Source organism: Rhodocaloribacter sp. (assembly GCF_056451265.1).
The window spans coordinates 149,703-174,158 of the sequence record NZ_JBWOPL010000053.1; the positions used below are offsets into that span (position 1 = coordinate 149,703).

20 protein-coding genes are annotated in these 24,456 nt (G+C 63.8%); 16 read left to right on the top strand and 4 right to left on the bottom strand.

Features of this window, described 5'->3' with window-relative positions; genetic code table 11:
• The first annotated feature begins 179 nt into the window (after window positions 1–179).
• On the top strand, window positions 180–2,894 hold the full coding sequence (gene ppdK, locus AC1HIY_RS09965; protein WP_479576579.1) for a pyruvate, phosphate dikinase: 2,715 nt from the start codon (window positions 180–182) through the stop codon (window positions 2,892–2,894).
• Between the two features lie 93 nt (window positions 2,895–2,987).
• Here the strand turns inward: ppdK and AC1HIY_RS09970 are convergent, their stop codons facing one another.
• Together AC1HIY_RS09970 and AC1HIY_RS09975 are read right to left on the bottom strand one after the other, a co-directional pair.
• On the bottom strand, window positions 2,988–3,329 hold the full coding sequence (locus AC1HIY_RS09970) for a hypothetical protein (protein WP_479576580.1): 342 nt from the start codon (window positions 3,327–3,329) through the stop codon (window positions 2,988–2,990).
• A 30-nt stretch (window positions 3,330–3,359) separates the two neighbouring features.
• The gene (locus AC1HIY_RS09975; RefSeq protein ID WP_479576581.1) at window positions 3,360–3,689 is read right to left on the bottom strand and encodes a hypothetical protein; all 330 of its coding nucleotides are present in this window, start codon (window positions 3,687–3,689) and stop codon (window positions 3,360–3,362) included.
• A 227-nt stretch (window positions 3,690–3,916) separates the two neighbouring features.
• On the opposite strand from AC1HIY_RS09975, the gene AC1HIY_RS09980 reads away from it, so the two are divergent.
• The 8 genes from AC1HIY_RS09980 to AC1HIY_RS10015 all read left to right on the top strand — a co-directional run bounded on the left by AC1HIY_RS09980 (window position 3,917) and on the right by AC1HIY_RS10015 (window position 12,066).
• Window positions 3,917–4,705 carry an SDR family oxidoreductase gene (locus tag AC1HIY_RS09980; protein ID WP_479576582.1) on the top strand — a complete coding sequence of 263 codons (789 nt, stop codon included), beginning with the start codon at window positions 3,917–3,919 and terminating at the stop codon, window positions 4,703–4,705.
• A 45-nt stretch (window positions 4,706–4,750) separates the two neighbouring features.
• Window positions 4,751–6,196, top strand: coding sequence for an aldehyde dehydrogenase (locus AC1HIY_RS09985; protein WP_479576583.1), 1,446 nt, complete (start codon window positions 4,751–4,753; stop codon window positions 6,194–6,196).
• 236 nt (window positions 6,197–6,432) lie between these two features.
• Window positions 6,433–6,855 (top strand): RidA family protein, encoded by a 423-nt coding sequence (locus AC1HIY_RS09990; RefSeq protein ID WP_479576584.1) that lies wholly within the window; start codon window positions 6,433–6,435, stop codon window positions 6,853–6,855.
• A gap of 46 nt (window positions 6,856–6,901) precedes the next feature.
• Window positions 6,902–7,420 (top strand): 3-hydroxyanthranilate 3,4-dioxygenase, encoded by a 519-nt coding sequence (gene nbaC / locus AC1HIY_RS09995; RefSeq protein ID WP_479576585.1) that lies wholly within the window; start codon window positions 6,902–6,904, stop codon window positions 7,418–7,420.
• Window positions 7,421–7,441: 21 nt separating this feature from the next.
• Window positions 7,442–8,476 carry an amidohydrolase family protein gene (locus tag AC1HIY_RS10000; protein WP_479576586.1) on the top strand — a complete coding sequence of 345 codons (1,035 nt, stop codon included), beginning with the start codon at window positions 7,442–7,444 and terminating at the stop codon, window positions 8,474–8,476.
• Entirely contained in the window at window positions 8,473–9,294 is an 822-nt protein-coding gene (locus tag AC1HIY_RS10005) for a cyclase family protein (protein ID WP_479576587.1), read from the top strand. Before AC1HIY_RS10000 ends, AC1HIY_RS10005 begins: the two co-directional genes overlap by 4 nt.
• 111 nt (window positions 9,295–9,405) lie before the next feature.
• Window positions 9,406–10,680 carry a kynureninase gene (gene kynU / locus AC1HIY_RS10010; protein ID WP_479576588.1) on the top strand — a complete coding sequence of 425 codons (1,275 nt, stop codon included), beginning with the start codon at window positions 9,406–9,408 and terminating at the stop codon, window positions 10,678–10,680.
• Between the two features lie 24 nt (window positions 10,681–10,704).
• Window positions 10,705–12,066 carry an FAD-dependent oxidoreductase gene (locus tag AC1HIY_RS10015; protein WP_479576589.1) on the top strand — a complete coding sequence of 454 codons (1,362 nt, stop codon included), beginning with the start codon at window positions 10,705–10,707 and terminating at the stop codon, window positions 12,064–12,066.
• A 91-nt stretch (window positions 12,067–12,157) separates the two neighbouring features.
• Here the strand turns inward: AC1HIY_RS10015 and AC1HIY_RS10020 are convergent, their stop codons facing one another.
• Both AC1HIY_RS10020 and AC1HIY_RS10025 read right to left on the bottom strand, forming a co-directional pair.
• Entirely contained in the window at window positions 12,158–14,386 is a 2,229-nt protein-coding gene (locus AC1HIY_RS10020; RefSeq protein ID WP_479576590.1) for a T9SS type A sorting domain-containing protein, read from the bottom strand.
• Window positions 14,387–14,596: 210 nt separating this feature from the next.
• Complete coding sequence (locus AC1HIY_RS10025; RefSeq protein WP_479576591.1) at window positions 14,597–15,697, bottom strand: tryptophan 2,3-dioxygenase family protein; 1,101 nt, start codon at window positions 15,695–15,697, stop codon at window positions 14,597–14,599.
• A 611-nt stretch (window positions 15,698–16,308) separates the two neighbouring features.
• Between AC1HIY_RS10025 and AC1HIY_RS10030 the strand changes: the two genes are divergently transcribed.
• The 7 genes from AC1HIY_RS10030 to AC1HIY_RS10060 all read left to right on the top strand — a co-directional run.
• On the top strand, window positions 16,309–16,977 hold the full coding sequence (locus AC1HIY_RS10030; protein ID WP_479576592.1) for a CRISPR-associated endoribonuclease Cas6: 669 nt from the start codon (window positions 16,309–16,311) through the stop codon (window positions 16,975–16,977).
• A 17-nt stretch (window positions 16,978–16,994) separates the two neighbouring features.
• Window positions 16,995–19,484 carry a type III-A CRISPR-associated protein Cas10/Csm1 gene (cas10, locus tag AC1HIY_RS10035; protein WP_479576593.1) on the top strand — a complete coding sequence of 830 codons (2,490 nt, stop codon included), beginning with the start codon at window positions 16,995–16,997 and terminating at the stop codon, window positions 19,482–19,484.
• A gap of 26 nt (window positions 19,485–19,510) precedes the next feature.
• Window positions 19,511–19,963, top strand: a complete 453-nt coding sequence (gene csm2, locus AC1HIY_RS10040; protein WP_479576594.1) for a type III-A CRISPR-associated protein Csm2 — start codon at window positions 19,511–19,513, stop codon at window positions 19,961–19,963.
• A complete protein-coding gene (gene csm3 / locus AC1HIY_RS10045) occupies window positions 19,963–20,643 on the top strand; it encodes a type III-A CRISPR-associated RAMP protein Csm3 (protein WP_479576595.1) in 681 nt (226 codons plus the stop codon). Before csm2 ends, csm3 begins: the two co-directional genes overlap by 1 nt.
• A 12-nt stretch (window positions 20,644–20,655) precedes the next feature.
• Window positions 20,656–21,702, top strand: coding sequence for a type III-A CRISPR-associated RAMP protein Csm4 (csm4, locus tag AC1HIY_RS10050; protein WP_479576596.1), 1,047 nt, complete (start codon window positions 20,656–20,658; stop codon window positions 21,700–21,702).
• A 4-nt stretch (window positions 21,703–21,706) separates the two neighbouring features.
• Window positions 21,707–23,335 (top strand): type III-A CRISPR-associated RAMP protein Csm5, encoded by a 1,629-nt coding sequence (gene csm5, locus AC1HIY_RS10055; protein ID WP_479576597.1) that lies wholly within the window; start codon window positions 21,707–21,709, stop codon window positions 23,333–23,335.
• Window positions 23,335–24,456, top strand: a 1,122-nt coding sequence (locus AC1HIY_RS10060; RefSeq protein ID WP_479576598.1) for a putative CRISPR-associated protein, incomplete at its 3' end; no start/stop codon positions are given. The genes csm5 and AC1HIY_RS10060, both read left to right, overlap by 1 nt.

Genomic DNA, 24,456 nt, shown 5'->3' on the forward strand with positions numbered 1-24,456 from the left:
CGCGCGAACGCCGGAGCGGGAGTTGCACAAAAAGCGCTTCCAGCCTCCCGGTCGTCCGGGGCGACGCGCTTTTTTGATGATAGCATCACATTATATAAGGAGGGCAACCATTATCTTGCGCTCGATTTCGCTCATCGCGAAACGGCTTTCCCGATTCACCAAAACACCTGGCCACGCACATGGAGTCTGCAGAGAAAGAGGCGATGGTAGAAACCACCGTGAAATACACGTACGTCTTCGGCAACGGCATTGCCGAGGGGAACAAGGAGATGAAGGCCCTGCTCGGCGGCAAGGGGGCGAACCTGGCGGAGATGAGTTCGATCGGCCTGCCGGTGCCTCCGGGCTTTACGATCAGTACGGAAGCCTGCAAAGTGTACAACGAACTCGGGCGCGCGTGGCCGGAAGGCCTGGCCGAGCAGGTCGAGGCCGGCATTCGTCACGTCGAGCGGGCGATGGGCGCGGGCTTCGGCGACGCGGAGAACCCGCTGCTCGTCTCCGTGCGCAGCGGCGCGGCCATCTCCATGCCCGGCATGATGGACACCGTGCTCAACCTCGGCCTCAACGACACCGTCGTCGAAGGGCTGGCCAGGAAGACGGGCAACGTGCGGTTCGCCTTCGATGCCTACCGCCGCTTCATCGACATGTTCGGCGACGTGGTGAGCGGCGTGCCGCACCATCACTTCGAAAAAGCCCTTGCCGCGCTCAAGGAGGAAGTCGGCGCGGCCAGCGACGTGGACCTCTCCGCCCACGACCTCAAGGTGCTCGTGGACCGCTACAAGGCCATCTACCGGCAACATACGGGCTACATGTTCCCCGAGGACCCGCGCGAACAACTCACCTTCGCCATCAACGCCGTCTTCGACTCGTGGAACAGCGACCGCGCCATCAAATACCGTCAGATCAACAAGATCACGGGGCTCCTTGGGACGGCGGTCAACGTGCAGGCGATGGTCTTCGGCAACATGGGGCCGGACAGCGGCACCGGCGTCTGCTTCACGCGCAACCCCTCCACGGGCGAGCATAAGCTCTACGGGGAGTTCCTCGTCAACGCGCAGGGGGAAGACGTGGTGGCCGGCATCCGGACGCCCGAACCGATCGAGCAGATGGAAGAGGAGTTCCCGGAGGCGTTTCACGAGCTCGTCGAGACGACCCATCTGCTGGAGAAGCATTACAAGAATATGCAGGACATCGAGTTCACCGTGCAGACCGGCAAGCTCTTCCTGCTTCAGACCCGCAACGGCAAGCGCACCGGAACGGCTGCCGTCAAGATCGCGGTGGACATGGTGCACGAGGGACTCGTGGACAAGCGCACGGCGGTGCGCGACCTCGTCGAGCCGCGCCATCTCGACCAGCTCCTCCATCCCCGCTTTGCCGACCCCGAGGCCTATCAGAGCGCCGTCATTGCGCGCGGGCTGCCCGCCTCCCCCGGCGCGGCGGTCGGGCGCGTGGTCTTCACCGCCGAGGACGCCGAGCGTGCAAAGAAACGCGCGGCCGAAGCCAAAACGCCCGAGGAAGCGCAGGAGCACCGCGTCATCCTCGTGCGCATCGAGACGAGCCCCGAGGACGTCGGGGGCATGGACGCGGCCGAAGGCATCCTCACCTCACGCGGCGGCATGACGAGCCACGCCGCCGTGGTGGCCCGAGGATGGGGCAAACCGTGCGTGGCCGGCTGCGGCGACATCGTGATCAACTACAAGACCAAAACCTTCACCAACGGCGAAGTCACCGTGCGTGAAGGCGACTGGATCTCGATCAACGGCTCCACAGGCGAGATCATCCTCGGCAAACAGGAGCTCGTCGAGCCCGAGCTGAGCGGCTATTTCGCCGAATTCATGTCGTGGGTGGACGAGTTTCGCGTGATGAAGGTGCGCACGAACGCGGACACCCCGGCCGACGCCGCCCGGGCACGCGAGTTCGGCGCGCAGGGCATCGGGCTGTGCCGCACCGAACACATGTTCTTCGAAGAGGGCCGCATCCGTCACGTGCGTGAGATGATCCTCTCCGACACGCGTGAAGAGCGCAAGCAGGCGCTCGAACGCCTCCTCCCCTACCAGAAAGAAGACTTCCTCGGCATCTTCCGCGCGATGGAGGGCCTGCCCGTCACCATCCGCCTCCTCGACCCGCCGCTCCACGAGTTCCTCCCGCACGACAAGCAGGGACAAATGGAGATGGCGGAATCTTTCGGCATCTCGCTCGCCGAAGTGAAGGCCAAAGTGGACGCGCTGAGTGAGTTCAACCCGATGCTCGGCCATCGCGGGTGCCGCCTCGGCATCACGTATCCGGAGATCACGGAGATGCAGACACGGGCCATCCTCGAAGCGGCCATCGAGCTCAAAGAGGAAGGCCTCACGGTCCTGCCGGAGATCATGGTCCCGCTCATCGGGACGCTGGCCGAGTTCGCGCATCAACGCGCGGTCATCGAAGCCACGGCCAAGCTCGTCTTCACGGAAAAGGATGCCGAGATCGACTATCAGATCGGCACCATGATCGAGATCCCGCGCGCGGCGCTGACGGCGGACGAGATCGCCGGGGAGGCCGACTTCTTCTCCTTCGGCACGAACGACCTGACCCAGCTGACTTTCGGCTACAGCCGCGACGACGCAGGCAAGTTCCTCCCGTACTACATCGAGCACAAGATCCTGCCGGGCGATCCGTTCCAGTCACTCGACCAGCAGGGGGTGGGCCAGCTCGTCAAGCTCGGCGTCAAGCTCGGGCGCTCGACCCGTCCGCTCCTCAAGGTCGGGATCTGCGGCGAGCACGGCGGCGACCCGGCGTCGGTGCACTTCTGTTATGAAGTGGGCATGGATTACGTCTCCTGCTCGCCCTATCGGGTGCCCATCGCGCGTCTGGCCGCCGCGCAAGCCTACCTCGCGGCACAGGATGCGGAAGCGTAAGCCGCGTCCTTCCGACGAACGCAAGCGATTCTTCGAGCGCCCCTCCCGCACCGGTCGGGAGGGGCGCTTTGCGTCCGGCCGCTCGGACGCCCTTCAGCCCGAACGGCGCCGCGTCCGGCGTCGCACCGGCTCCGGCGCTTCCTCCGACTCGAACGCATCGGACCCTTCGAGAAGGTCCGGCGTGTGACCGGACAGACTCCGCGCATCCGTTTCGAGCGTCTCCGACAGTTCTTCGAGACGCTCCACGAGGGGTTTCGTCGCCTCCGACACCGCCCGCCGAATCATCGCTTCGAGCTCGCTCCGGGTCAGACTCGACTCGTCGCCCGAACGCGCCGAGAAGCGCTCCGAACGGTAATTCAGGCTCATCTTCACCACGGACATGATCGTCCCTGCAATGATCGAGATAATAATGATGGCGACGATTTCCTCAGGCATGACGGCACCGTTGATCCGATGGACGAGGGTTCAACCCGGACGCCTCCGCGTGCGCCGGACGGGCGGGGGGGCAGGCGGGACTTCCACTTTAGCCTCGGGCTCCGGGAGTTCGAGGAGCGGGGCCTGCTCTGCGGGGGGCAGTTCCGGACGACGCCCTTCGAGCGCTTCGAGGCGGGCCAACAGGGGCGCCTGCGCTTCCTCCACCGCCTCCCGAATGAGCGTTTTCAACTCGCCCATCGCCAGGCTGCGATCCGCCTCGGCGGACGTCCGTTCCATCTTCGACTTATTATAGTCGAGGATCATCTTGATCGTCAGATAAATGAACGAGAAGACGAAAAGCGGGATGAGAATGTTTTCCATGGAACGGTTACGCGGAAGCACAGGAATGGGAATGCCGATGCGGCGATACGAAACCCCGGCGGCGAGGTTACGAACGTCCGGTGCGCCAAGGGTACGCTCCTGCGGCGACTCGCGCAAGCACCCGGAGGGTTTCGCCCGGGTTTTACCCTCCGTGATCCTTTCCCGTTTCCCGCTTCGCCTCCGTTTCCCTATCTTCCCTCGTTGCATATCACGAAGCATGGAGGCCCATGAACCTTGACCTGACGGGGAAACGAGCGATGGTGTGTGGGAGCACGCGCGGCATCGGGTATGCGTGCGCCATGGAGCTGGCGGCCCTCGGCGCGAGCGTGACCCTCGTCGCCCGGAACGAACGCTCCCTCGCCGAGGTCCGGGAGCGCCTGCCTTCGCCGCGTGAACAGGCGCACGAGGTCATCGTCGCCGACTTCGAAACGCCGGAGACGCTGGCGTGGAAGCTCCGCGAATACGTGGAGGCGCACCCGCCGGTCCACATCCTCGTGAACAATACCGGCGGCCCTCCCGGCGGCCCGCTCGCCGAGGCCGCCCTCGAAGCGCTTCAACGCGCCTTCGCGATGCACGTGCTGAGCAATCAGACGCTCGTGCGGGCGCTCGTGCCGGGCATGAAGGCCGAGGCCTACGGGCGCATCATCAACGTCATCTCCACCTCCGTCAAGCAGCCCATCCCCGGCCTCGGCGTCTCGAACACGATCCGGGGCGCGGTGGCGAACTGGGCAAAGACGCTGGCGACGGAGCTCGGCCCCTTCGGCATCACGGTGAACAACGTGCTCCCCGGCGCCACGGAGACCCACCGGCTCGCGGCGCTCATCGCGGCACAAGCCGAGCGGACGGGACGCCCGGAGGAAGACGTCGCCGCAGCGATGCGAAGCGCCATCCCCGCCCGGCGCTTCGCGCGCGCCGAGGAGATCGCCTTCGCCGTCGCCTTCCTCGCCTCTCCCTCGGCCGCCTACGTCAACGGCGTCAACCTCCCCGTCGATGGCGGGCGAACGAAGTGCCTGTGAGCGCGGCGAGTCCTTGCCCTGAACCGAGAGCTACGAACCGGACCGATGGAATACCTCAGCAATTACCTTAACGGAGCGCTCATAACGCCCATCAGTCATACGTACATCGACAACGTCAATCCGGCGACGGGCGAGGTCTTCAGCCGCATCCCCGACTCGGACGCGCACGACGTGGACCGTGCGGTGGCGGCGGCCAAAGAGGCCTTCCCCGCCTGGGCAGCCACCCCCGCGCGCGAACGATCGCGCCTGCTCCTCCGCCTCGCCGACCTCATCGAAGCCAACCTCGAAACCCTCGCCCGCGACGAATCGACCGACAACGGCAAGCCCGTCGCCCTTGCCCGAACGGTCGACATCCCCCGCGCGGCCCTGAACTTCCGCTTCTTCGCCACGGCCATCCTCCACGCCTCCTCCGAAGCCCACGAGACGGACGAGCTGGCGCTCAACTATACCCTGCGCCCTCCCCTGGGCGTCGTCGGGTGTATCTCGCCGTGGAACCTCCCGCTTTACCTCTTCACATGGAAGATCGCCCCGGCCCTCGCCGCCGGCAACTGCGTCGTCGGCAAACCGTCGGAGATCACGCCCCTCACGGCTTTTCGGCTCTCGGAACTGTGCCTCGAAGCCGGCTTTCCGCCGGGTGTGCTCAACGTCGTCCACGGATACGGGCACAAGGTGGGCGCGGCGCTCACGATCCACCCGGACGTGAAGGCGATCTCGTTCACCGGCGGCACCCGCACCGGTGCGACCATCGCCCGAATGGCTGCGCCGATGTTCAAAAAACTCTCCCTCGAACTCGGCGGGAAAAACCCGACGATCATCTTCGCCGACTGCCGGTACGAGGAGATGCTCGAAACGACGGTCCGTTCCGCCTTCGCCAATCAGGGAGAGATCTGCCTGTGCGGCTCCCGCATCTTCATCGAGCGCCCCCTGTACGAACGGTTCCGCGACGACTTCGTGGCGCGCGTGGAGGCCCTCCGGGTCGGCGACCCGCTCGATCCCGAGACGGACCTCGGGGCGGTGGTCTCGGAGGCCCACCTCGAAAAGATTCTGTCGTATATTGATCTGGCGGAAGAAGAGGGCGGGACGGTCCTCTGCGGCGGCCGCCGCGTCCTGCTCGAAGGCCGATGCGCCGCCGGATTCTTCGTCGCGCCGACGGTCATCGAAGGACTCGCCCCGACGTGCCGCGTCAATCAGGAGGAGATCTTCGGACCGGTGGCGACGCTCCTCCCTTTCGACACCGAAGAGGAGGTGCTCGCGTACGCGAACGACGCCCCGTACGGGCTCGCCTCCGTGCTCTGGACCGAGCATCTGACGCGCGCGCATCGCCTGGCAAAGCGGCTCGAATCCGGGATCGTATGGATCAATTGCTGGATGCTCCGCGACCTCCGCACCCCCTTCGGCGGCATGAAAGCCTCCGGCGTCGGACGCGAAGGCGGCTGGGAAGCGCTCCGCTTCTTCACCGAGCCGAAAAACGTATGCATCAAGTTGAACTGAGCAACGGTGCGTATGACGTAAGTGAGGCAACCTGATGCCTCGTCTTCCGCATGATGGCGCATCGGCGCGATTGCCCGCGCAGCCTGAAGGCTGCCTTTGTTTATGAGGAAAATGTAGCCGCATGCTTTCGTTTGCGCGGTATGGGCGCCCATACCCACAAAAGCTGAAGAAGGGATCTTTCGCTCTTCGGACTACGAACCCCTCGATCGACCCGCGAACGCACTCCTACACCACACATGCCCGACACCCTCCACTCGAACCGCGCACCGGAGCCCGTCGGCGCGTACCCGCACGCCCGTCGCGTGGGCAACCTGCTCTTCCTTTCCGGCGTCGGTCCCCGTCGGCCCGGCGCCACGGACATTCCCGGCGTCACGCTCGACGAGGCGGGAAACATCGTCGCGCACGACATCGAGGCGCAGTGCCGATCCGTTTTCGAAAACGTTCGGGTGATCCTCGAAGACGCAGGCTCGTCGTGGGATCGTCTCGTCGACGTGACCGTATTTCTCACGAACATGAAAGACGACTTCGCCGCCTTCAACCGCCTGTATGCCGAGTATTTCGCTGAAAATCAGCCCTGCCGCACCACGGTGGAGGTCAACGCCCTTCCGACCCCCATCGCCATCGAACTGAAATGCATCGCGACGATGCCCGACGGATAAGCGCGACACGGCCCCTCTCCTTTTCAATAAACCCCTCCGAACCGCCATGAACAAGCCCTTCAACCTTCAGCAATGGATCGACGCCAACCGGGACGTGCTCAGACCCCCCGTGATGGCGAAACCGCTCTTCGACGACTCGGGAGACTACATGATCTTCGTCGTCGGCAGCCCGAACACCCGCAAGGACTTCCATTACAATGAGACGGAGGAGTTCTTCCATCAACTCGAAGGCGAGCTCCATCTGTGGACCATCGACGAGGATGGACGGCAGGTGAAGAACGTGATCCGCGCCGGCGAGGTGTTTCTGCTGCCCGCGCGCGTTCCCCACTCGCCCCGGCGTCCGGCGGGCGGCGTCGGCATCGTGGTCGAGCGCAAACGTCCCGGCATGAAGGACGGGGTGATGTGGTTCTGTGAAAACTGCGGCGAGAAGCTGTACGAGAAATACTTCCCCGTCGAGGAAATCGCCAACGAACTCGGCCCCGTCCTCGAAGCCTTCGCCGCCGACGAGGACCTGCGCACGTGCAAGACCTGCGGCGCAGTCCTCGAACTCGCCCCGACCACCTGACCGAAGCATCCCCTTCTTCCGATGACGCCCCCCTCCCCTTTCTTCAAGGTTGACATCCACACCCACATCCTCCCGAAGCGATGGCCCGATCTGCGCGAGCGATACGGGTACGGCGGCTTCATCCGCCTCGAGCACCACAAGCCGTGCTGTGCGCGTATGTTGAAGGACGACGAGTTCTTTCGCGAGATCGGGTCGAACTGCTGGGATCCGGGGGTGCGCATGCGAGAGTGCGACGGGCACGGCGTCGACGTGCAGGTGCTCTCCACCGTCCCGGTGATGTTCAGTTACTGGGCAAAGCCGCAGGACACGCTCGACCTCTCGCGGCTCCTCAACGACCACATCGCGGGCATCGTGGCGGAGCACCCGAAACGGTTCATCGGCCTCGGCACGCTGCCGATGCAGGCGCCGGACCTCGCCGTGCGGGAGCTCGAACGATGCGTCAACGAACTGGGCCTGGCAGGCGTCGAGATCGGGACGCACGTGAACGACTGGAACCTCTCGGAGCCCGAAGTCTTCGCGGTCTTCGAAGCGGCTGAGGCGCTTGGCGCGGCGGTGTTCGTGCATCCGTGGGACATGATGGGCATGGAACGGATGCCGAAGTACTGGCTCCCGTGGCTCGTCGGGATGCCGGCGGAGACGTCGCTGGCCATCTGCTCGATGATCTTCGGCGGCGTCTTCGAGCGGCTGCCGAAGCTCCGCGTCGCCTTCGCGCACGGCGGCGGCTCCTTCCCCGGCACCATCGGACGCATCGAACACGGCTTCAACGTCCGCCCCGACCTGTGCGCCGTCGACAACGACGTGAACCCGCGCGCCTACCTCGGACGCTTCTTCCTCGACACGCTCGTCCATGATCCGAAGGCGCTCCTCTACCTCATCGACCTCGTCGGCGCCGACCGGCTTGCCCTCGGCTCGGACTACCCGTTCCCTCTCGGCGAGCACGAGCCGGGCCGCATGATCGAATCGATGACCGACCTCCCGGACGAGGTCAAGGCCCGGCTCCTCGGCGACTCGGCGCTCGAATGGCTCGGCCTCGAAAAAGCGCAGTTCGTCGGATGACCCTCACCCTCACCCTCGGAAACCGGACGTTCGCGGTCGATCTCACGGGCGGGCACGACCTCTCGATCCCGCTCGACTTTCACGGGCCGCAGCCGAACGCGTACGGCGTGCCGCCCGCCGAGGCCTGGACGTACGAGGACGGCGGCTTCGTGGGGGACGTGCGGCGCGGCGGGGGGTGCAATTTCGAAGCGTACCGCCTCATCCCGCATTGCCACGGCACCCACACCGAAGGCGTCGGCCACCTCACGGCGCGGCGGATCTCCGTGCACACGCTCCTCGACGGCGGTCTGCGCCCCGCCACGCTCGTCACCCTCGCGTCCGAAGACGCCTGCGCGAGCGGCGAGGCGTACGACCCCGCCCCCGCGCCCGGCGACCGCTTCCTCACCCGCACACGACTCGAAGCGGCCCTCGAAAACGCCGACCCCGGCTTTCTCGAGGCGCTCGTCATCCGCACCCTCCCGAACGGTCCGGACAAGCGCGCGCGCGACTATCTCCGGACGCCCCCCCCGTTCTTCTCCCTCGATGCCATGCGCTTCGTCTCCCGGCTCGGCGTGCGCCACCTCCTCATCGACCTCCCTTCCGTCGACCGCACGTTCGACGAGGGCAAACTGAGCGCCCATCATGTTTTCTGGAACGTGCCTCAAGGATCACATGAAGTAGACCCGCAGGCGTTCTCCCGGAAAACGATCACGGAAATGATCTTCGTGGACGATGCGATCCCCGACGGGGAGTATCTCCTCTCGCTTCAGATCGCGCCGTTCGTGGCCGACGCCGCCCCGAGCCGCCCGTGGCTCTTCCCCCTCCGCCCCGTCGCGTGACGGGGGATCCACGAGGACGCCCGGCGCTCCGGCTGTTTTCTCGCCCGCCCCTTTCGGCTGGGCGGCTCGATTCCTACCTTCACTTGCCCGCGCATATCCCACCATCGCCTCATGCCCGAAGCCTTCGAACCCACACGCGCCTTTGCCCGACGAATGGACGCCGAGGACCCGCTCTCCGGCTTTCGTGAGCGGTTCCACATCCCCCGGCGGCCCGACGGATCGGAAGTGGTCTACTTCGCCGGAAACTCGCTCGGCCTTCAGCCGAAGCGCGCGCGCGCGTACGTGGAGGCCGAACTCGAAGATTGGGCGAAGTACGGCGTGGAGGGCCATTTTCACGCGCGTCATCCGTGGATGCCGTACCACGAATTTCTCACCGAGCAGACCGCCCGTCTCGTCGGCGCGGAGCCGGTCGAGGTGGTGGTGATGAACTCGCTGACGGTCAACCTTCACCTCATGATGGTCTCGTTTTACCGTCCCACGCCGGAGCGGCACAAGATCATCATCGAGGGGCACGCCTTCCCCTCCGACCGGTACGCCGTCGCCTCACAGATCCGTTTCCACGGATACGACCCGGCCGAGGCGCTCGTCGAGCTTCGCCCGAGGGACGGCGAGGCGACGCTCCGCACCGAAGACATCGAGGCGATGCTCGCGCGCGAGGGGCCTTCCACGGCGCTCGTGATGCTCGGCGGCGTCAACTATTACACCGGTCAGGCCTTCGAGATGGACCGGATCACGCGGGCGGCGCGCGCGCAGGGCTGCGCCGTCGGCTTCGACCTGGCGCATGCGGCGGGCAACCTCGCGCTTCGGCTCCACGAGTGGGGGCCGGACTTCGCCGTGTGGTGCTCGTACAAATACCTCAACGCCGGTCCGGGCAGCCTCGCCGGGTGCTTCGTGCACGAGCGTCATGCCCGACGGTTCGACCTGCCGCGTTTTGCCGGATGGTGGGGGCACGACAAGGCCACGCGTTTCCGTATGCCCGACACGTTCGTGCCGATGCCGGGTGCGGAGGGGTGGCAGCTGAGCAACCCGCCGATCCTTCCTCTGGCTGCGCTCCGCGCTTCGATGGACCTCTTCGACGAGGCAGGCATCGAGCGGCTGCGGGCCAAGAGCGAGCGCCTGACCGGTTTCCTCGCGTTCCTCCTCGGTCGCCTCGGGCACGAGGCCGTCGCCCTTCTGACGCCCGACGATCCCCGGCAGCGCGGGTGCCAGCTCTCGATCCGCGTCCGCGAGGGAGGACGCGCCGTCTTCGACCGTCTCACGGCGGCAGGCATCGTGTGCGACTGGCGCGAGCCCGACGCCATCCGCGCCGCCCCCGTCCCGCTCTACAACACCTTCGAGGACGTCTTCCGCTTCGCCGAGGTCTTCGCCGACGCGCTCGAAGGCTGAACGATCCTTTTGACCGGCCCGCTCATGCCCCACCCTTCCGACGATACACTCGACCTCATCGGAGCCGGCCTCGCCGGCTCGCTCCTGAGCATCCTCCTGGCCCGCCGCGGCTTCGAGGTTCGGCTCTTCGAAGCGCGTCCGGACCTGCGCGCACACACCGTCGACGGCGGGCGTTCGATCAACCTCGCCCTCTCGGCGCGCGGCCTCCACGCCCTCGAGCACGCCGGAATCAAGGACGACGTTCTGCCCCTGACCATCCCCATGCGCGGCCGTCTCGTGCACGACCCCGACGGCTCGCTCCACTTCGTCCCGTACGGCCAGCGTCCCTCCGAGGTGATCCGGTCCGTCTCCCGCGCCGAACTCAACCGCCGCCTCATGACCGCCGCCGAGGCCACGGGGCGCGTGCGCATCCGGTTCGAAACCAGGTGCACGGACGTCGACTTCCCCGGACGGCGGCTCTACCTCCGGGACGAGGCGCGGGGGCGGACGGAGACCACCTCGACGACGCGCGTCATCGGGTGCGACGGAGCCGGCTCGGCCGTGCGCACGGCCATGCAGCGCGCGGGCGCCGTCCGATACGAGCCTGATCTCATCGCGCACGGCTACAAAGAGCTCACGATCCCCCCCGCCCCCGACGGCGACTGGCGCATCGAGAAGCACGCGCTCCACATCTGGCCCCGTCGCGACTTCATGCTCATCGCCCTCCCCAACCTCGACGGCAGCTTCACGTGCACGCTCTTCCTCCGGCGGGAGGGTCGTCTCAGCTTTGCCGCGCTCACCACCCCGGAGGCCGTCCGCACCTTTTTCGAAGCCCACTTCCCCGACGCCGTGCCCCTCATTCCGCGCCTGACGGAGGAGTTCTTCGAGAACCCGGTGGGGACGCTCGGAACGGTCCGGTGCGAGCCGTGGCACTTGGAGGACGCCGCCGTCATCCTCGGCGACGCGGCGCACGCCATCGTGCCGTTCTTCGGGCAGGGCATGAACTGCGCCTTCGAAGACTGCGTGACGCTCGACGCCTGCATCGACGAAGGCGGGGGCGACTGGGCACACGTCTTCACGCGCTTCGAAGCGGAACGCAAACCGAACGCCGACGCCATCGCGACGCTCTCGCTCCGCAACTTCATCGAGATGCGCGACCGGGTGGCCGACCCGAAATTCCTCCTCCGGAAAAAGCTCGAATTCGAACTCGAACGGCGACATCCCGGCGTCTTTATCCCGGCATACTCGATGGTCTCTTTTCACCGCATACCGTACGCCGAAGTGCTCCGGCGCGGTGAGATTCAGGAGCGGATCCTCGATACGATCCTGGACCGGATCCAATCGCTCGACGACGTGGACTGGAAGAAGGCCGATGCGCTCGTCCGGGCGGAACTCGCACCGCTTTAAGCCTGTCTCCGAAGCTCCTTTCGCCATGAAAAAGGCGGACGCCCGTGTGGACGCCCGCCCTTTCCTGACGGAATGATGGAGGGAAAGCCCGCTATTTCAGCAGGGTCATGCGTCGCGTCGCGGTGAAAGCGCCCGCCTCGATGACGTAGAGATAGACCCCCGCGCTGAGGTCCGTCGCGTCAAAGGCAACCTGATGGCGACCCGCCTCACGATAGCCGCGCACGAGCGTGGCCACCTCCTGCCCGAGGACGTTGTAGACCTTGAGCGTCACGTCCGCCCCTTCCGGAAGCGCGAACGTGATCTGCGTGGAGGGATTGAACGGGTTCGGGTAATTCTGTTCGAGCGCAAACTCGACCGGGGTCTCCGAGCCGAACCGCACGCCGGCGACCTGCGCGCCCCCCTTTGCCGCGGTACAGGCAAAGGCCGGGTCGGTGTTCGCGTTCGGATCGTACGGCAGCCCGCCGGCGACGTCGTTCACACAGAACGAGAACGACACTTTCCCTTTGGCCGTGCCCGTCGTCGTGAGCGTGATCGTCCCGTCGGCGGCGGTGGGTCCGTCCGTGACGGTCTCGTTGTAATCGCCGCTGAACGTTCCGGTCACCGTTGCGCCGGCGTACGGGTTGCCGAGGTCGTCGAAGATCGTCACGGTGGCCGTGCCGACCTTGTTGCCCTGCCCGACCCCCTGCGTCCCGGTCTGGACGTCCTGAACGTGGATGCTCGTGGCCGTCCCGCCGCCGCCGCCGCTGAGCTGGAAGGCCGCGATGCGGGTGTTGAAGTCGAAGCTTCCGGAGGCGGCATAGTACTCGTTCGTGTGCCAGAACGTGAGGTCGTCCGCCGGATCGACGGACATGGCGCTGTAGTCGCCCCATCGACCGGAGGAGCTACGCTGGGTGCCCCCGCTTGTCACGAGCACCGTCTCGGCCACGTTCATCACGCCGGTGCCCGACTGATCGGCGGTCTGTCCGGTGAACCGGATCGAGGTGAACTCGTTTTTGCTCGAAGCGGTATAGCCAAGCGCGATGTCTCCGTTGCCGTTCATCGAGATGGCTCCGACCCATCGGTGGCGGCCGTCATCCGGCGCATAGGTCCCCTGCTGATGGATGCTCCATCCGCCGCCGGTGTCGCGGAGCTCGTACCACCGGATGCCTGCGCGGTTGCCGCCGGCGTCCACGGTGTGGTTGAGCACGAGGGTCTGGTGCGTCCCGAAATTGCGATATTGCATGGGGAACATGAGGAAGCCTGCGAGGGCATCGAGGTTTTCGCCGGGCTTCTTCTGAGGGACGGTGCTGATCGACGTGTCGAACGGGTCGGTGGGCAGCGTGGCGATCTGTGTGAAGGACGAAGCCGCCGGGTTCGCCCAGTCGACCGAGAAGGCCCAGAGCTGGATCTCATTGCTCCCCGAGGTGTTCGGCGCACCGGCGAAGATGCCGGGGGCTCCTGCGGGCGGCGCGGGGCCGTCGAGGTCGGCGGGGAGCCAGCCGTCATTGGCCGTGCCGCCGGGCACGTCGAAGATCACCATCTGCGCGGGCAGGCCCTGAAGCATCTGCTCCCGTTCGAAGGCCACCGCCTGCACCCCCGTGAAAGAGGCTCCGTTGGCGAAGTTGCGCGTGGTCATGTAATAGGCATCCGGCCACACACCGAGCTTCGGATAGTCGGGAAAATCCGCGCCGAAGGAGAACTCGTACTGATGATAGGCGCCGGTCGGATCCGGGCCGGTGGAGACGGCCACACACTCGAAGTACGGCGGCCCGCCATCGACGGCGAACTGGCTGACCATCCATCGGTCGGCCAGCGGATCATAGCGCACCACGGGATCGCCGTCGTTCGTCGTCTCGCATGCCCCACCGAGTCCCTGAAAGAACTGGTTGCCAGGGAAAGGCCCCGTCAGCGAAACGCCGTTCTTGTCGAAAATCTCGGCGAGCAGGTTGTTCCACTGCACGTAATGATTCGGGCCCACGTCGCCGTCGGTGTCCGGCGGGACGATGCGAAAGCCCAGGATGGCGGAATTGTCGTCGTCGCTCGTGCCGTCGAAGTTCTGGAGCACGGAGGCAGCCAGGCGCGTGCCTGCCTGCGACTGCCGGGCCGGATCGACGAAACCCGGGCGGTCGGCCCGGGCGTCCGCCGCGGTGAACTTCTGGAACTTGTTAGGCACGGCATAGGGCGCCGAGCGCAGAGGCCCCTGCGCGGCGGTCATCGCGCGGAGCGGCTGCGAGGTATGCACCCGCGTCGCATGGGCTGCACGACGGACCTGCGCCTGTGCCTCCCACACGCAAAAACACATTAACAACAATCCCACTACCATCGTACTTCGATGCTTCATGACAAATCTCCAGAAACGTGAAACAAGAGTGGTTGCCACCGAACCCGGTGCACCGACGGCACGGGGCCACACTCCCGGAGCAGACATGCGGCTGAAGTACTTCTGACCCAGTGAGCCGTATGGCAGGTGGATGCGCGCGAATGGAGGTGGAAGAGGGCGCGGTCGGCGCGAAATTCTATGGAATCTTACGCAAAACTACAAGCGCTCTATCTATTCGTTCTCCATAGAAAACCGAAAACCCATCGTGCGAGACACTTCCTGAGGCAGGGCGGGCAGGGCCGAGCGCGGGATGAGATAGGTCGAGAGGTTGATCAGATCGGTGAAGACCTTGTTGCGTTCGGCCGCCTCCCGCAGATAGTCGTGGCCGGAGGAGCCGCCCGTTCCGATCTTAGCGCCGATCATGCGGTGCACCATCAGGGCGTGCCGGTACCGCCACGTGGTAAAGTTTTCGTCGACGTCCACGAGCAGGCTGAGCAGGCGGAAAGGCAGCTGCAGGATCGGTTCGTCCCGGTAGAGATTGATCAGGAGCGCCGCGAGCAACGCCTGATGCGACATCCGGCGGGCGCCCCGGGCCACGAGCGCCGCGTGTCGCTCCGCGTCGAAGAGCGCCTCGAAGTCGGCCGTCGTGGCTTCGAGTTTGCGGAGCTGCCGGTTTTTTTCCTCGTCGGTCAGCGTCGGATTCGTGCGGATGTGGCGGCGGTCGGCCTCGAGCATGGCGTCCACGGCGGAGCGGTACTCGCGCCAGAAGTCGAAATCGCCGAACTGGAGGAAGGGCGTGCGCGCCAGCCACCGCTCGACCCGGTCGAAGAGTGAGGGTTCGCGCTCGGCGGCTTCGATCCGCGCGCGGTCCTCGGGCTCGAGCCGCGACGTGTACGGGGCCGCGCTGAAATTCGCCCGGTCCTCGCGCCGCATCCCCAGGCGGTTTTCGATGAGCCGGAACTGCACACTCTGAAAGCCCGAGGCGGGAATGAGATAATCGCGGAAGTCGAGGAAATCGAGCGGGGTCATCGTTTCGAGCACGTCGATGTGCTGAAGGAGGACGCGCTGGATCTCGGCGATGCGCCCGAGCCGGGTCACCGCGCGCCCGACGTCCGCCTCATCGACGACCGGGCCGCCGAAGCGACGAAGCACGTCGTCGAGTTCCCACAGGATCTGCTTGAACCAGAGCTCATACGCCTGATGGACAATGATGAAGAGCATCTCGTCGTGAGCGGGCGCACCGTGTTCGGCGCTCTCGAGGTTCTGGCAATCGAGGAGGCGGTCGAGTCCGAGGTAATCGGCGTAATACAGGGGGCTGGAGGGCGCGGGCATGGAGGCATCACAGTTGTTGAGGGTGCTCTCTTCTTTCGAAAGAAGGTACGCAAGATTCTCCGCCTTTGCGCCCGCCCTGGAGACCGGCACAGGACAAAATGCACAAACGTCGTGTGATCGGGATCGTGCGCGTCCGGGAAAATCGCAGAGAAGTGTCTTCCCTCTCCGCAATTCACTTTGAAAACACGTCATCTCCGACAACGATTGGAGATCCATTTTCGAGCGTGACGCTGGACTACCGGCGTCTACTTCGCGCTTCCCGATAGGGGTCGGAAATGTCCTGTTGCTCCGAGAGCGGGGACGGGGATGATTTTCTGAACGGAGATGGGGGCAGAACGAGCGCCGAGCAGCTCTTTGAAAAAGGCCCGGAGCAGGGGCATACGTCCGTATCAGACACCGTCCCCCGGTAAAAAATCAGGCCGCCGCGCACCGGGAATAGCTTGCATGAATTGTCGATTTGTGATTATATAGAAATCCATGCATCATTGGAGATTCGGTTTCATATTCTCGACTTCAACGTTCTTTTCAGGAATTCAAAAATCAGCGCCTGAGGTGGCTATTACGCATATTTTATCAGCGACCCACACGATTATTAGTTGAGCAGTGCTCCTATGCGTTTTCGTCTCATGATCTCTTCCGGCACTCGCCCGGTCCCTTTTGATCACCTCCACCGTCTCCTCGGCGTGCTTCATAAATGGCTTGGCCCGGATAATCCCGAACATGATGCCATGAGCCTTTACTCTATGGGCTGGCTCGAAGGGGCTACGACCCGGAACGGCGCCCTTCATTTCCCACATGGCGCAAGATGGACGCTGGGATTCTGGGGATATGATCCGACCCGCCGACTGTCCGAGGGGATCTTGCAGGACCCCTATCTTTTTTGTGGGATGAAGGTCCTGTCCATGGAAAAGATTCCTTATCCGGGATGGAAGAGCCCCCATACGTTTCGCGTGGCCTCTCCGGTGATCGCTCGCAGGCACCGTGCGGATCGTTCGCAGGAATATCTTCTCTGGGACGATCCCCGGGCCGACGAAGTGCTGACCCAAACATTGCGCAAGAAATTGGCCGCCGCCGGCTTTGCCGCTGAGCATCTGAATGCTGAGGTCTCCTTCGACCGCTCCTACCGAAAGGCCCACCCGAAATTGACGACCATCAAGGGCATTCATCACAAGGGCAGCCTTTGCCCCGTCATCCTCACCGGCACCCCCGAAGCCCTCGCCTTCGCCTGGACCGTCGGCGTCGGCGAACTCACCGGCAGCGGCTTCGGGGCGCTGCAATGAATTATTGAACTTTCTTTATGATGAATCTCCCAACCGATCGCGAGGCCCTCTATCAGGCTGCGCTCCTCCATGACCTCGGCAAGTTCATCGAACGCGGCAAACTGGACGAATGGCGCGATATGGCTGCCGTCTATGTCCAAACTAACGAAGCATCCCGAGACTATGCACATCGGCGCTACTCGGCCGCCTTTATCCATAAATATGCTCAGCATAAACCTTTTCTTGAAAAAAAGGCCGAATCGCTGGCCCTCTGGCACCACCGTGGAAATGATCCCTCTAAACAGGACCACGAGCCTATTGACCGGAAGGGCGTACTGCTCAAACTGCTTCGCATCGCCGACGATTGCGCTTCGGCTGAGCGAAAAGAGGATGCTACCCTCGATCCCCAGAAGTATTTCCTGACCCGGCTCCGCTCCCCTTTTAGCGACATCGAGGTGAAGCTCCATGGCCCCGAGGAAATCATGCACCAGGCGCGCAGGGCTATGTACCTCAACGCGAACCCCCTTTCCATCCGGCGCTCCGCCCTTTTCCCAGAAATGGATAATCCCGCCTTTGTCGACAACCCATACCCCTCGCTCGTCAAGGCGTTTCTCGAAGCGTTCGATCGCATAGACTCGCTCGAAGAGTTGTATGCCCTCATGGAGAAATACCTCCATGCCGTGCCTGCCCAGACGCCGGTCAAGTTCAACAACGTGGAGCGCCTGTCCGTCCCCGACATCAACCTGTTCGACCATTCCCGCACGGTGGCCGCCATCGCCCTCTGCCTTTATGACGAATATCGGGAAGGGGCATGGAAAAGCCAGGACGATCGGATCCTGAGCGAGCATCATAAGACGCTGCCGCCTCCCTGCCTGCTCGTACGCGGCGACGTTTCAGGCATCCAGAATTACATCTTCAACATCAAGTCGAAGGGCGCCGCCAAGCAACTCAAGGCCCGCTCGTTTTACGTCCAACTGCTCACCCGACTCGTCGCCGGCTTCCTGCGGGACCGTCTCGACCTGCGGACGGCCAACCTGCTCTACGATGGCGGAGGCAATTTTTACATGATCGTCCCGCATTGCCGGGCCGGCGATCTCGAAGGGCTTCGCGACGAACTCGAACGCGCCTGTCTAACCGAGGAACTGTACCTCTCGCTCGGCTGGACTCCCGTCGCCATCGCCGACTTCAAGCAGGGATTCACGGCCAAATGGAAAGCAGCCTTCGAAGCCTGCGAGCAACGTAAGCGTCGGCGCTTCCAGGGACTCGGCGCCCGCGTCTTCGAGCCCTTTGCCCCTCGCAATGAAGACCGGCTGGCCGACGCATTCAAGAAATTGACCAGTAAACTCAGCACAGCCAAGGGCTTTCGTCTCGTTAGAAGTAACGAAAAAACCGATGTGCCAAGTACGCTCTTCCAGTCGCTCGGCTATGGTATACGGCTGCCTGAGCACGAAGACCGAAGTGCCGTAGTCTTCAACGAGACTGACTTTGCAGGCAAATGGGCCGGTTTCGAGTTCCTCGTCAATCGCCTGCCCCGGTGGAGCCCGGAGATGGCCGACGCATGGAACCGGGATCATCCCGATGAGGAAGACCGGGCGCACAAAGGCGGCATCGTCGAATTTCAGCGCCTGGCCGAGCAGGCGAAGGACCGCACCGGCACCGACAAACTCGGCGTGCTCAAACTGGATGTCGATAACCTGGGCAAGATGTTCACCGAGGGCTTCCCGAAGGACTCCCGCACCATCGGCCGGGTCGCCGCGCTCTCGCGCACGCTCAAGTGGTTCTTCGAAGGCTACGTCAATCACCTGCTCGACGAAGGCGCCTTCACGTGGATGGATGCCGACGGAGAGGAAAAAAAGGCGGCCTTTGGCCCGGAGCTCTACGTCATCTTCTCCGGTGGAGACGACTTCTTCGCCGTGGGGGCCTGGGATGCCGTCTTCGCCTTCGCCCGACGCCTGCGTAGCGAGTTCGACGCCTTCACCGGACACCACCCGGGCATCACCTTCTCCGCCGCCCTGCTCGTTGTTGATGCCTCCTATCCCGTTACCCAGTTTGCCCGCCTGGCAGAGGAACGCCTCGAAGCCGCCAAACACGCCGCTCCCCGAAAAAACCGCATCAACGTGTTCGGCGAGGTGCTGACGTGGAACGAGTTTGAAAAGGCCGCAAAGATCCGAGATCGCCTGGCCGAACTGGTTAAACGCTACGGCGCAAGCCGGGCCGTCATCGGCAAGGTGCAGCGCAGTTCCGTGGGCTACGGCCGGCTGCAGGCCCTAGTGACCCGTCGCGGACGCCTGCCCCTCGATCGCCTCTGGCGCCTGGGCTATTACCTCCGCGATGCCGTGAAAAATGACAGCCCGACCGAGGTCAGGGAGCACGTCGAACGGCTCGTCGTCGAGCATGAATCCGCGCTCCTCGACGTCTTCACGGGCAAGACGGATGCCTACAACCCCGCCTTCTTCACCGTGGGCGCCCGCTGGGCCGAACTCGAGACCCGACTAAAAGAGCGTGCCCCGCAACCGGCGGAAACCTGACCTTAATCACCCAACCCTGCATGACCATGGCCAACCAGCACTACGCGCACGGTGGACAGCGACGCCCACACCAGGGCGGCGGGCGTCCCGACCCTGAAGCCGCGCGCCGAAAAGAACTGAAAAAGGACTTTGGAGACGACTACGTCGCCTTCATCCTCAACCCCGACAAGCCGGACTACAACGCCTACATCGACAAGCTCAAGGCGTTCGTGAAGAAGATCAATAGAGACATCACGACGTCGCAGCTACGAAATGCCTTCAGCCGCATCAAGCCGTTGCGAGATCCGAAGGGACTGCCGCTTCTGCGCCCCAATCTGGCCTACGTGGCTGCCCGCTCAAAGAGCGAGAACATGAAACTGCTCATGCAACTCGTCGACGACCTGATCCCCGGCGTCGATTCGGAAGACAAGCTGGCCGAGTTCCAGCGGTTCTTCGAAGCCGTCATCGCCTATCACAAATATTTCGGGGGGAACGACTGATGCACAAGCTGATCGCCAAATACTTTATCTCCGGCTACATCGTCGCCGAAACGGGCCTGCATATCGGCGGCTCAAAGACGGCGCTCGACATCGGGGGCATCGATCTGAACGTCATCAAAGATGCCGCCGGTCGCCCCTTCATCCCCGGCAGTTCGCTCAAGGGCAAGCTGCGCTCACTGCTGGCACGAGAAGAAGGCTCGGAATCAGTCAAATCGGATTCCGATCTGATACAGACCCTCTTTGGCTCGTCCAATGATAAAACGAATGAAGGCATGCCGGCACGCCTGATCGTTCGGGATGCCCACCTCGACGAGGCGCACTTCCGGGCGCAGGTTCCCTTCCGGGACCTGGAACTCGAATACACCGAAAGCAAAACGGAAAACACCATCAACCGAAAGACAGGCACGGCGGAACACCCCCGCCAGCTCGAGCGGGTGCCTTCCGGGGCCAGGTTCCAGTTCGAAATCGTCTACAACACGTTTGACGACGGCAACAAAGACGAGCACCTGCAGACCCTTCGGAAAGCCATGCGACTGCTCGAGGATGACTACCTGGGCGGACAGGGCTCGCGCGGATACGGAAAAGTGAGATTCGCCGACGTTTCCCTGACAGTCAAGGAAATCGCCGACTACGAAGGCGACAACCATCGCCGGGAAGTGGAAGCTGCCTTTCTGAAATAACCGCGCCGTCGCATGCAAGCCATCATTCTTCACTGTTCCGAAGGCGCTCGCTTCCGCCTGGGCGAAACGTCGCTCGAAAGCGTGAGCCCGTTCCTCCACGCCGACACCCTGTTCTCGGCCCTGTGCAACGTCTATGCGCTGGCGCATGACGACGCCGGGGGGTTCATCGATCAGGTGCGGAGCGGGCGGCTCCGATTCTCCTCCGGCTTCTTCGCCGTGGCGTGCTCGTGGCAGCCCGGACGGTACCTGTACTTCGTCCCTCGGCCGCCGCTCCGATACGGAGGTGGGGACGTGGACCCCAAAAAACTCCGGCGGATCAAGTATGTCTCTCTCGGTGTGCTCGATCGTATCGGTCAGAGCCTCCAACCGGGCGACATTCCCGCTACGGATGTAGACCTGACCGCCTTGCCCTCGCTAGGCGCCGCCTTTGCCTGCACTCCGGAGGAACTCGGCCCCGATGCCCCGCCCGACCTCGAACAGGTTGCTTTCCATGACACGACCACCGAAACGCACGTGAAGGTGCACCAGCCGGTGCGCACCGATGCGCTGTACCAGGAGGCCAACCTGACCTTCCGCACGGCGCATGTCGGCACGCCGGAGGCCCCGGCGTGGGTTCGAGGGCACTTCTACGTCCTCTGCATGCATACCCTTTCCGAGAACGAATGGCGGCGGTTCCTGGGATGCCTGCGGCTGCTGGCCGACGAGGGCGTGGGCGGCTCCCGCTCCAGCGGTTGCGGACAGTTCGAGGCGGTGGAAGTTCGAAATGACGTGTCCCTGCCGAACGCTGAAGGCGCGCTCTACCTGTCGCTAGCGCCCGTCGTGCCCGAAGACGATGCCGCCTTCGCCGCCGCCCGCGCCTACGACCTGATGACGCGCGCCGGCGGCCATGCCGGCCCGGCCCGGCACCGCCGTGTCCGGATGCTCCGCGAGGGCGCCCTCTTCGACCGACACATCGACGGCCGCCTGGTCGAGGTCACGCCGGAAGGCTTCACCCTTCCGCACCCCGTCTATCGGAGCGGCGTCTCCTTCGCCTTACCCCTTGGTACACCCCATGCCTGATCGTGTGAACACCTATACCGTGACACTCACAACCCTGACGCCCGTGTTCATCGGCGCCGGGGAGCACCGCGTCCTCTCCCCCTATTCCGATTACGTGGAAGAGGACCGCCACGTCCTCGTCCTCGACCAGAGAAAGATGGAGACCGCCCTGGCCGAGCAGCCTGAACTCATCGACGAGTTCGTGACCGGAGTCCGGGAGAACATGGACAACACCCGGTCCAACTTCAGCCTGGCCTCTTTCATTCGCAATCGCCTGAAGATGAACCCGTCGGACCTGGCGGCCGCCCGCCTGCCCATCCGGGGCGGCACGCTCGGGAAAAATCAGATCCGCCGCCACATTGCCGACGCCGGGCGGCCCTTCATCCCGGGAAGTTCGATCAAAGGAGCGTTTCGCACGGCCATCTATTATGCCTGGCTCACACGAGACGAACAGGGAACAGAAAACCTGCGAAGACTCGCAGATAAAACCGAAGAACTCTGGAAAAAGCACGAAGAAGATATTGAAACGATCGATTCATTCTATCAAAACAAGAGGTATGACAAAGCCCGTTCGCTTGAAAAGGAGATACGCAATGAATTGCTCAAAGACGAGCGCTTCTCCGAAACCCTGCTCTTCGGCAAACTATCCGATTCCTCCAACCCCAATTTTCGCGGGCCGGACTTCCGATTCTTCCGCGTCTCCGATTCTTCCCTTCTGAAGGCCGATGCCATGCAGGTCACAGAAATCGATCGGATCAAGTTGCGGGAGGTGCAGAAGGTCTCTCCACAATGGTGTGAAGCCATTCGACCCGAGAGCACCGTTACGTTCCAACTTTCCATGCTGCCCGCATTCCAAGCTCCTTTTCTCCAGTCGCTCTTCAGTAACGGCATCGAATCACTCGCCGAAGTGGTCCAGTGCTTCGCACGAGCCTCCGTCGACTATGAACTGGAGACCCTTAAACGACACAATGAACCCGAACTACAAGCGATTACCCGATTTTATCAGAACGAATTGGAGATACGGGAGAAATCTCCGAACGCGTGTTTCATGCGAATCGGCTTCGGCAAAACCTATTATGACAACTCTATCGGCCTGGCACTCTATCACCACGACAGGGAGGTCTTCAGGCATTTCCGGAAGCTCCTGGGTCTCGGCCGCAACCCCAAGAGCAAGAAACTGGTGGAGGGTCGTTTTCCAACTACGCGATCGTTCGCTGCTCATAATGCAAAGCCCGATACGCCCCTCGGTTGGGTTGAACTAGTATTTCATAAGGGAAAAGTAGACGGCCTGTTAGAGACAGCGCAAAAAGGGAAAGCCCCCCGGGAACCCGACCCCGAAGCCATGGCACGCGTGGAGGCGCGCTACAAAGAAGCCGAACGGTACCCCGAACCCATACGCCCATGGATTCTGACAGCCCTAAAACCCCACAACCAGCTACTCCAGGACGCGGACGAATGGCTCTCCGTCCTTGAAAGCATGGACCCGCTCCATCGCCCGAGTATCGAGTTTTTTACCGATTGGATGGAGAAACGCTGGCCCGGCATCATGGAGAATCCGGACAAAACAAAGGGGAAGAAAAAAAAGCCGGCCTTCAAACCTCGCCAGATCGCCATCGCCAAACGACTGATCGCTTTGCAAAAGAAAACAGCCTGATGCCTCGCACGACCCGCCATACCCTCCTTTGCACCGTCGGGACGAGCCTCTTTGCGGGCAACCTGGCGCGGCTGGAGCCGGAGACGCCCGACCGCCCGCCGAACCGGGAGAACCTGCGCCGCGCCTACGACGAGCGCGACTGGCCTCGCGTGGCCGCCGAACTCCAGCGCGTGCCGCCGGAGGCCCGCACCTGCGGCGCCGAGATCAACACCATCGAACATATCCGGAAGCGGAAGGACGTCGCGCTCCGACGCCTCGTCCTCCTCGTCTCCGACACCGAGGCCGGGCGCGACACGGGCGAGGTCCTGCGCCGCTACTTCGAGGCCCGCGAAGACCTGGCCCTCGAAGCCGTGGCGATCGAGGTTATCGAGGCCCTGCAGGATGAGAAACCCTGGGCATTCAAACAGCACGGCCTGCGCAACCTGGTGCGGGTGATGGGCAAGCACATCCGCTCCTTCGGTCCCGAGCAGGTGGCCATCGACGCCACCGGCGGCTACAAGGCCCAGATCGCCATCGCCGCGCTCGTCGGGCAGGCCCTCGGCGTACCCGTCTTCTACAAGCACGAGCGCTTCGACAGCCTCATCGACTTCCCCCCGATGCCGGTGGCCTTCGACTACGCCCTGCTGGGCGAGAACGCCGGTTTGCTGGCCGCCCTCGAAGCCGGCGAGACCCTCACCGCCGCCGAGACCGGCGCCATCCCGCCCCGCCTGCGGGTGCTGCTGACCGAGGTGCGCGAAGGACGGGAAACCCTCTTCGCGCTCAGCCCCATCGGGCAACTCTTCCTCGAAAGCTACCGCGCCCGCCACCCGAAGCCGGTTTCGCTGCCCCCGGCCGAAGGGCGCGAACCGCCTCGCTTCCGCGACGACCACTACCCCGCCGACTTCCGCGCCTTCGTCGAAAAGGTCTGGCGCGAGAACGACTGGATCCGCTCGGCCCACTCGCTGCCCTACGACAAACAGAAAGGCATCCCCGGCATCGGCTTCTTCGTCCGCAAGACCCCCGAAGACCCCGAACTCATCGGTACCTACCGCCGCGACTTCGGGGCGCGCTTCCGGCTCCTCGTGCCCGAGGCTTCGCCCGAAACCCTCACCCACGCCGCCCACCTGCTCAACCGGCGGTAT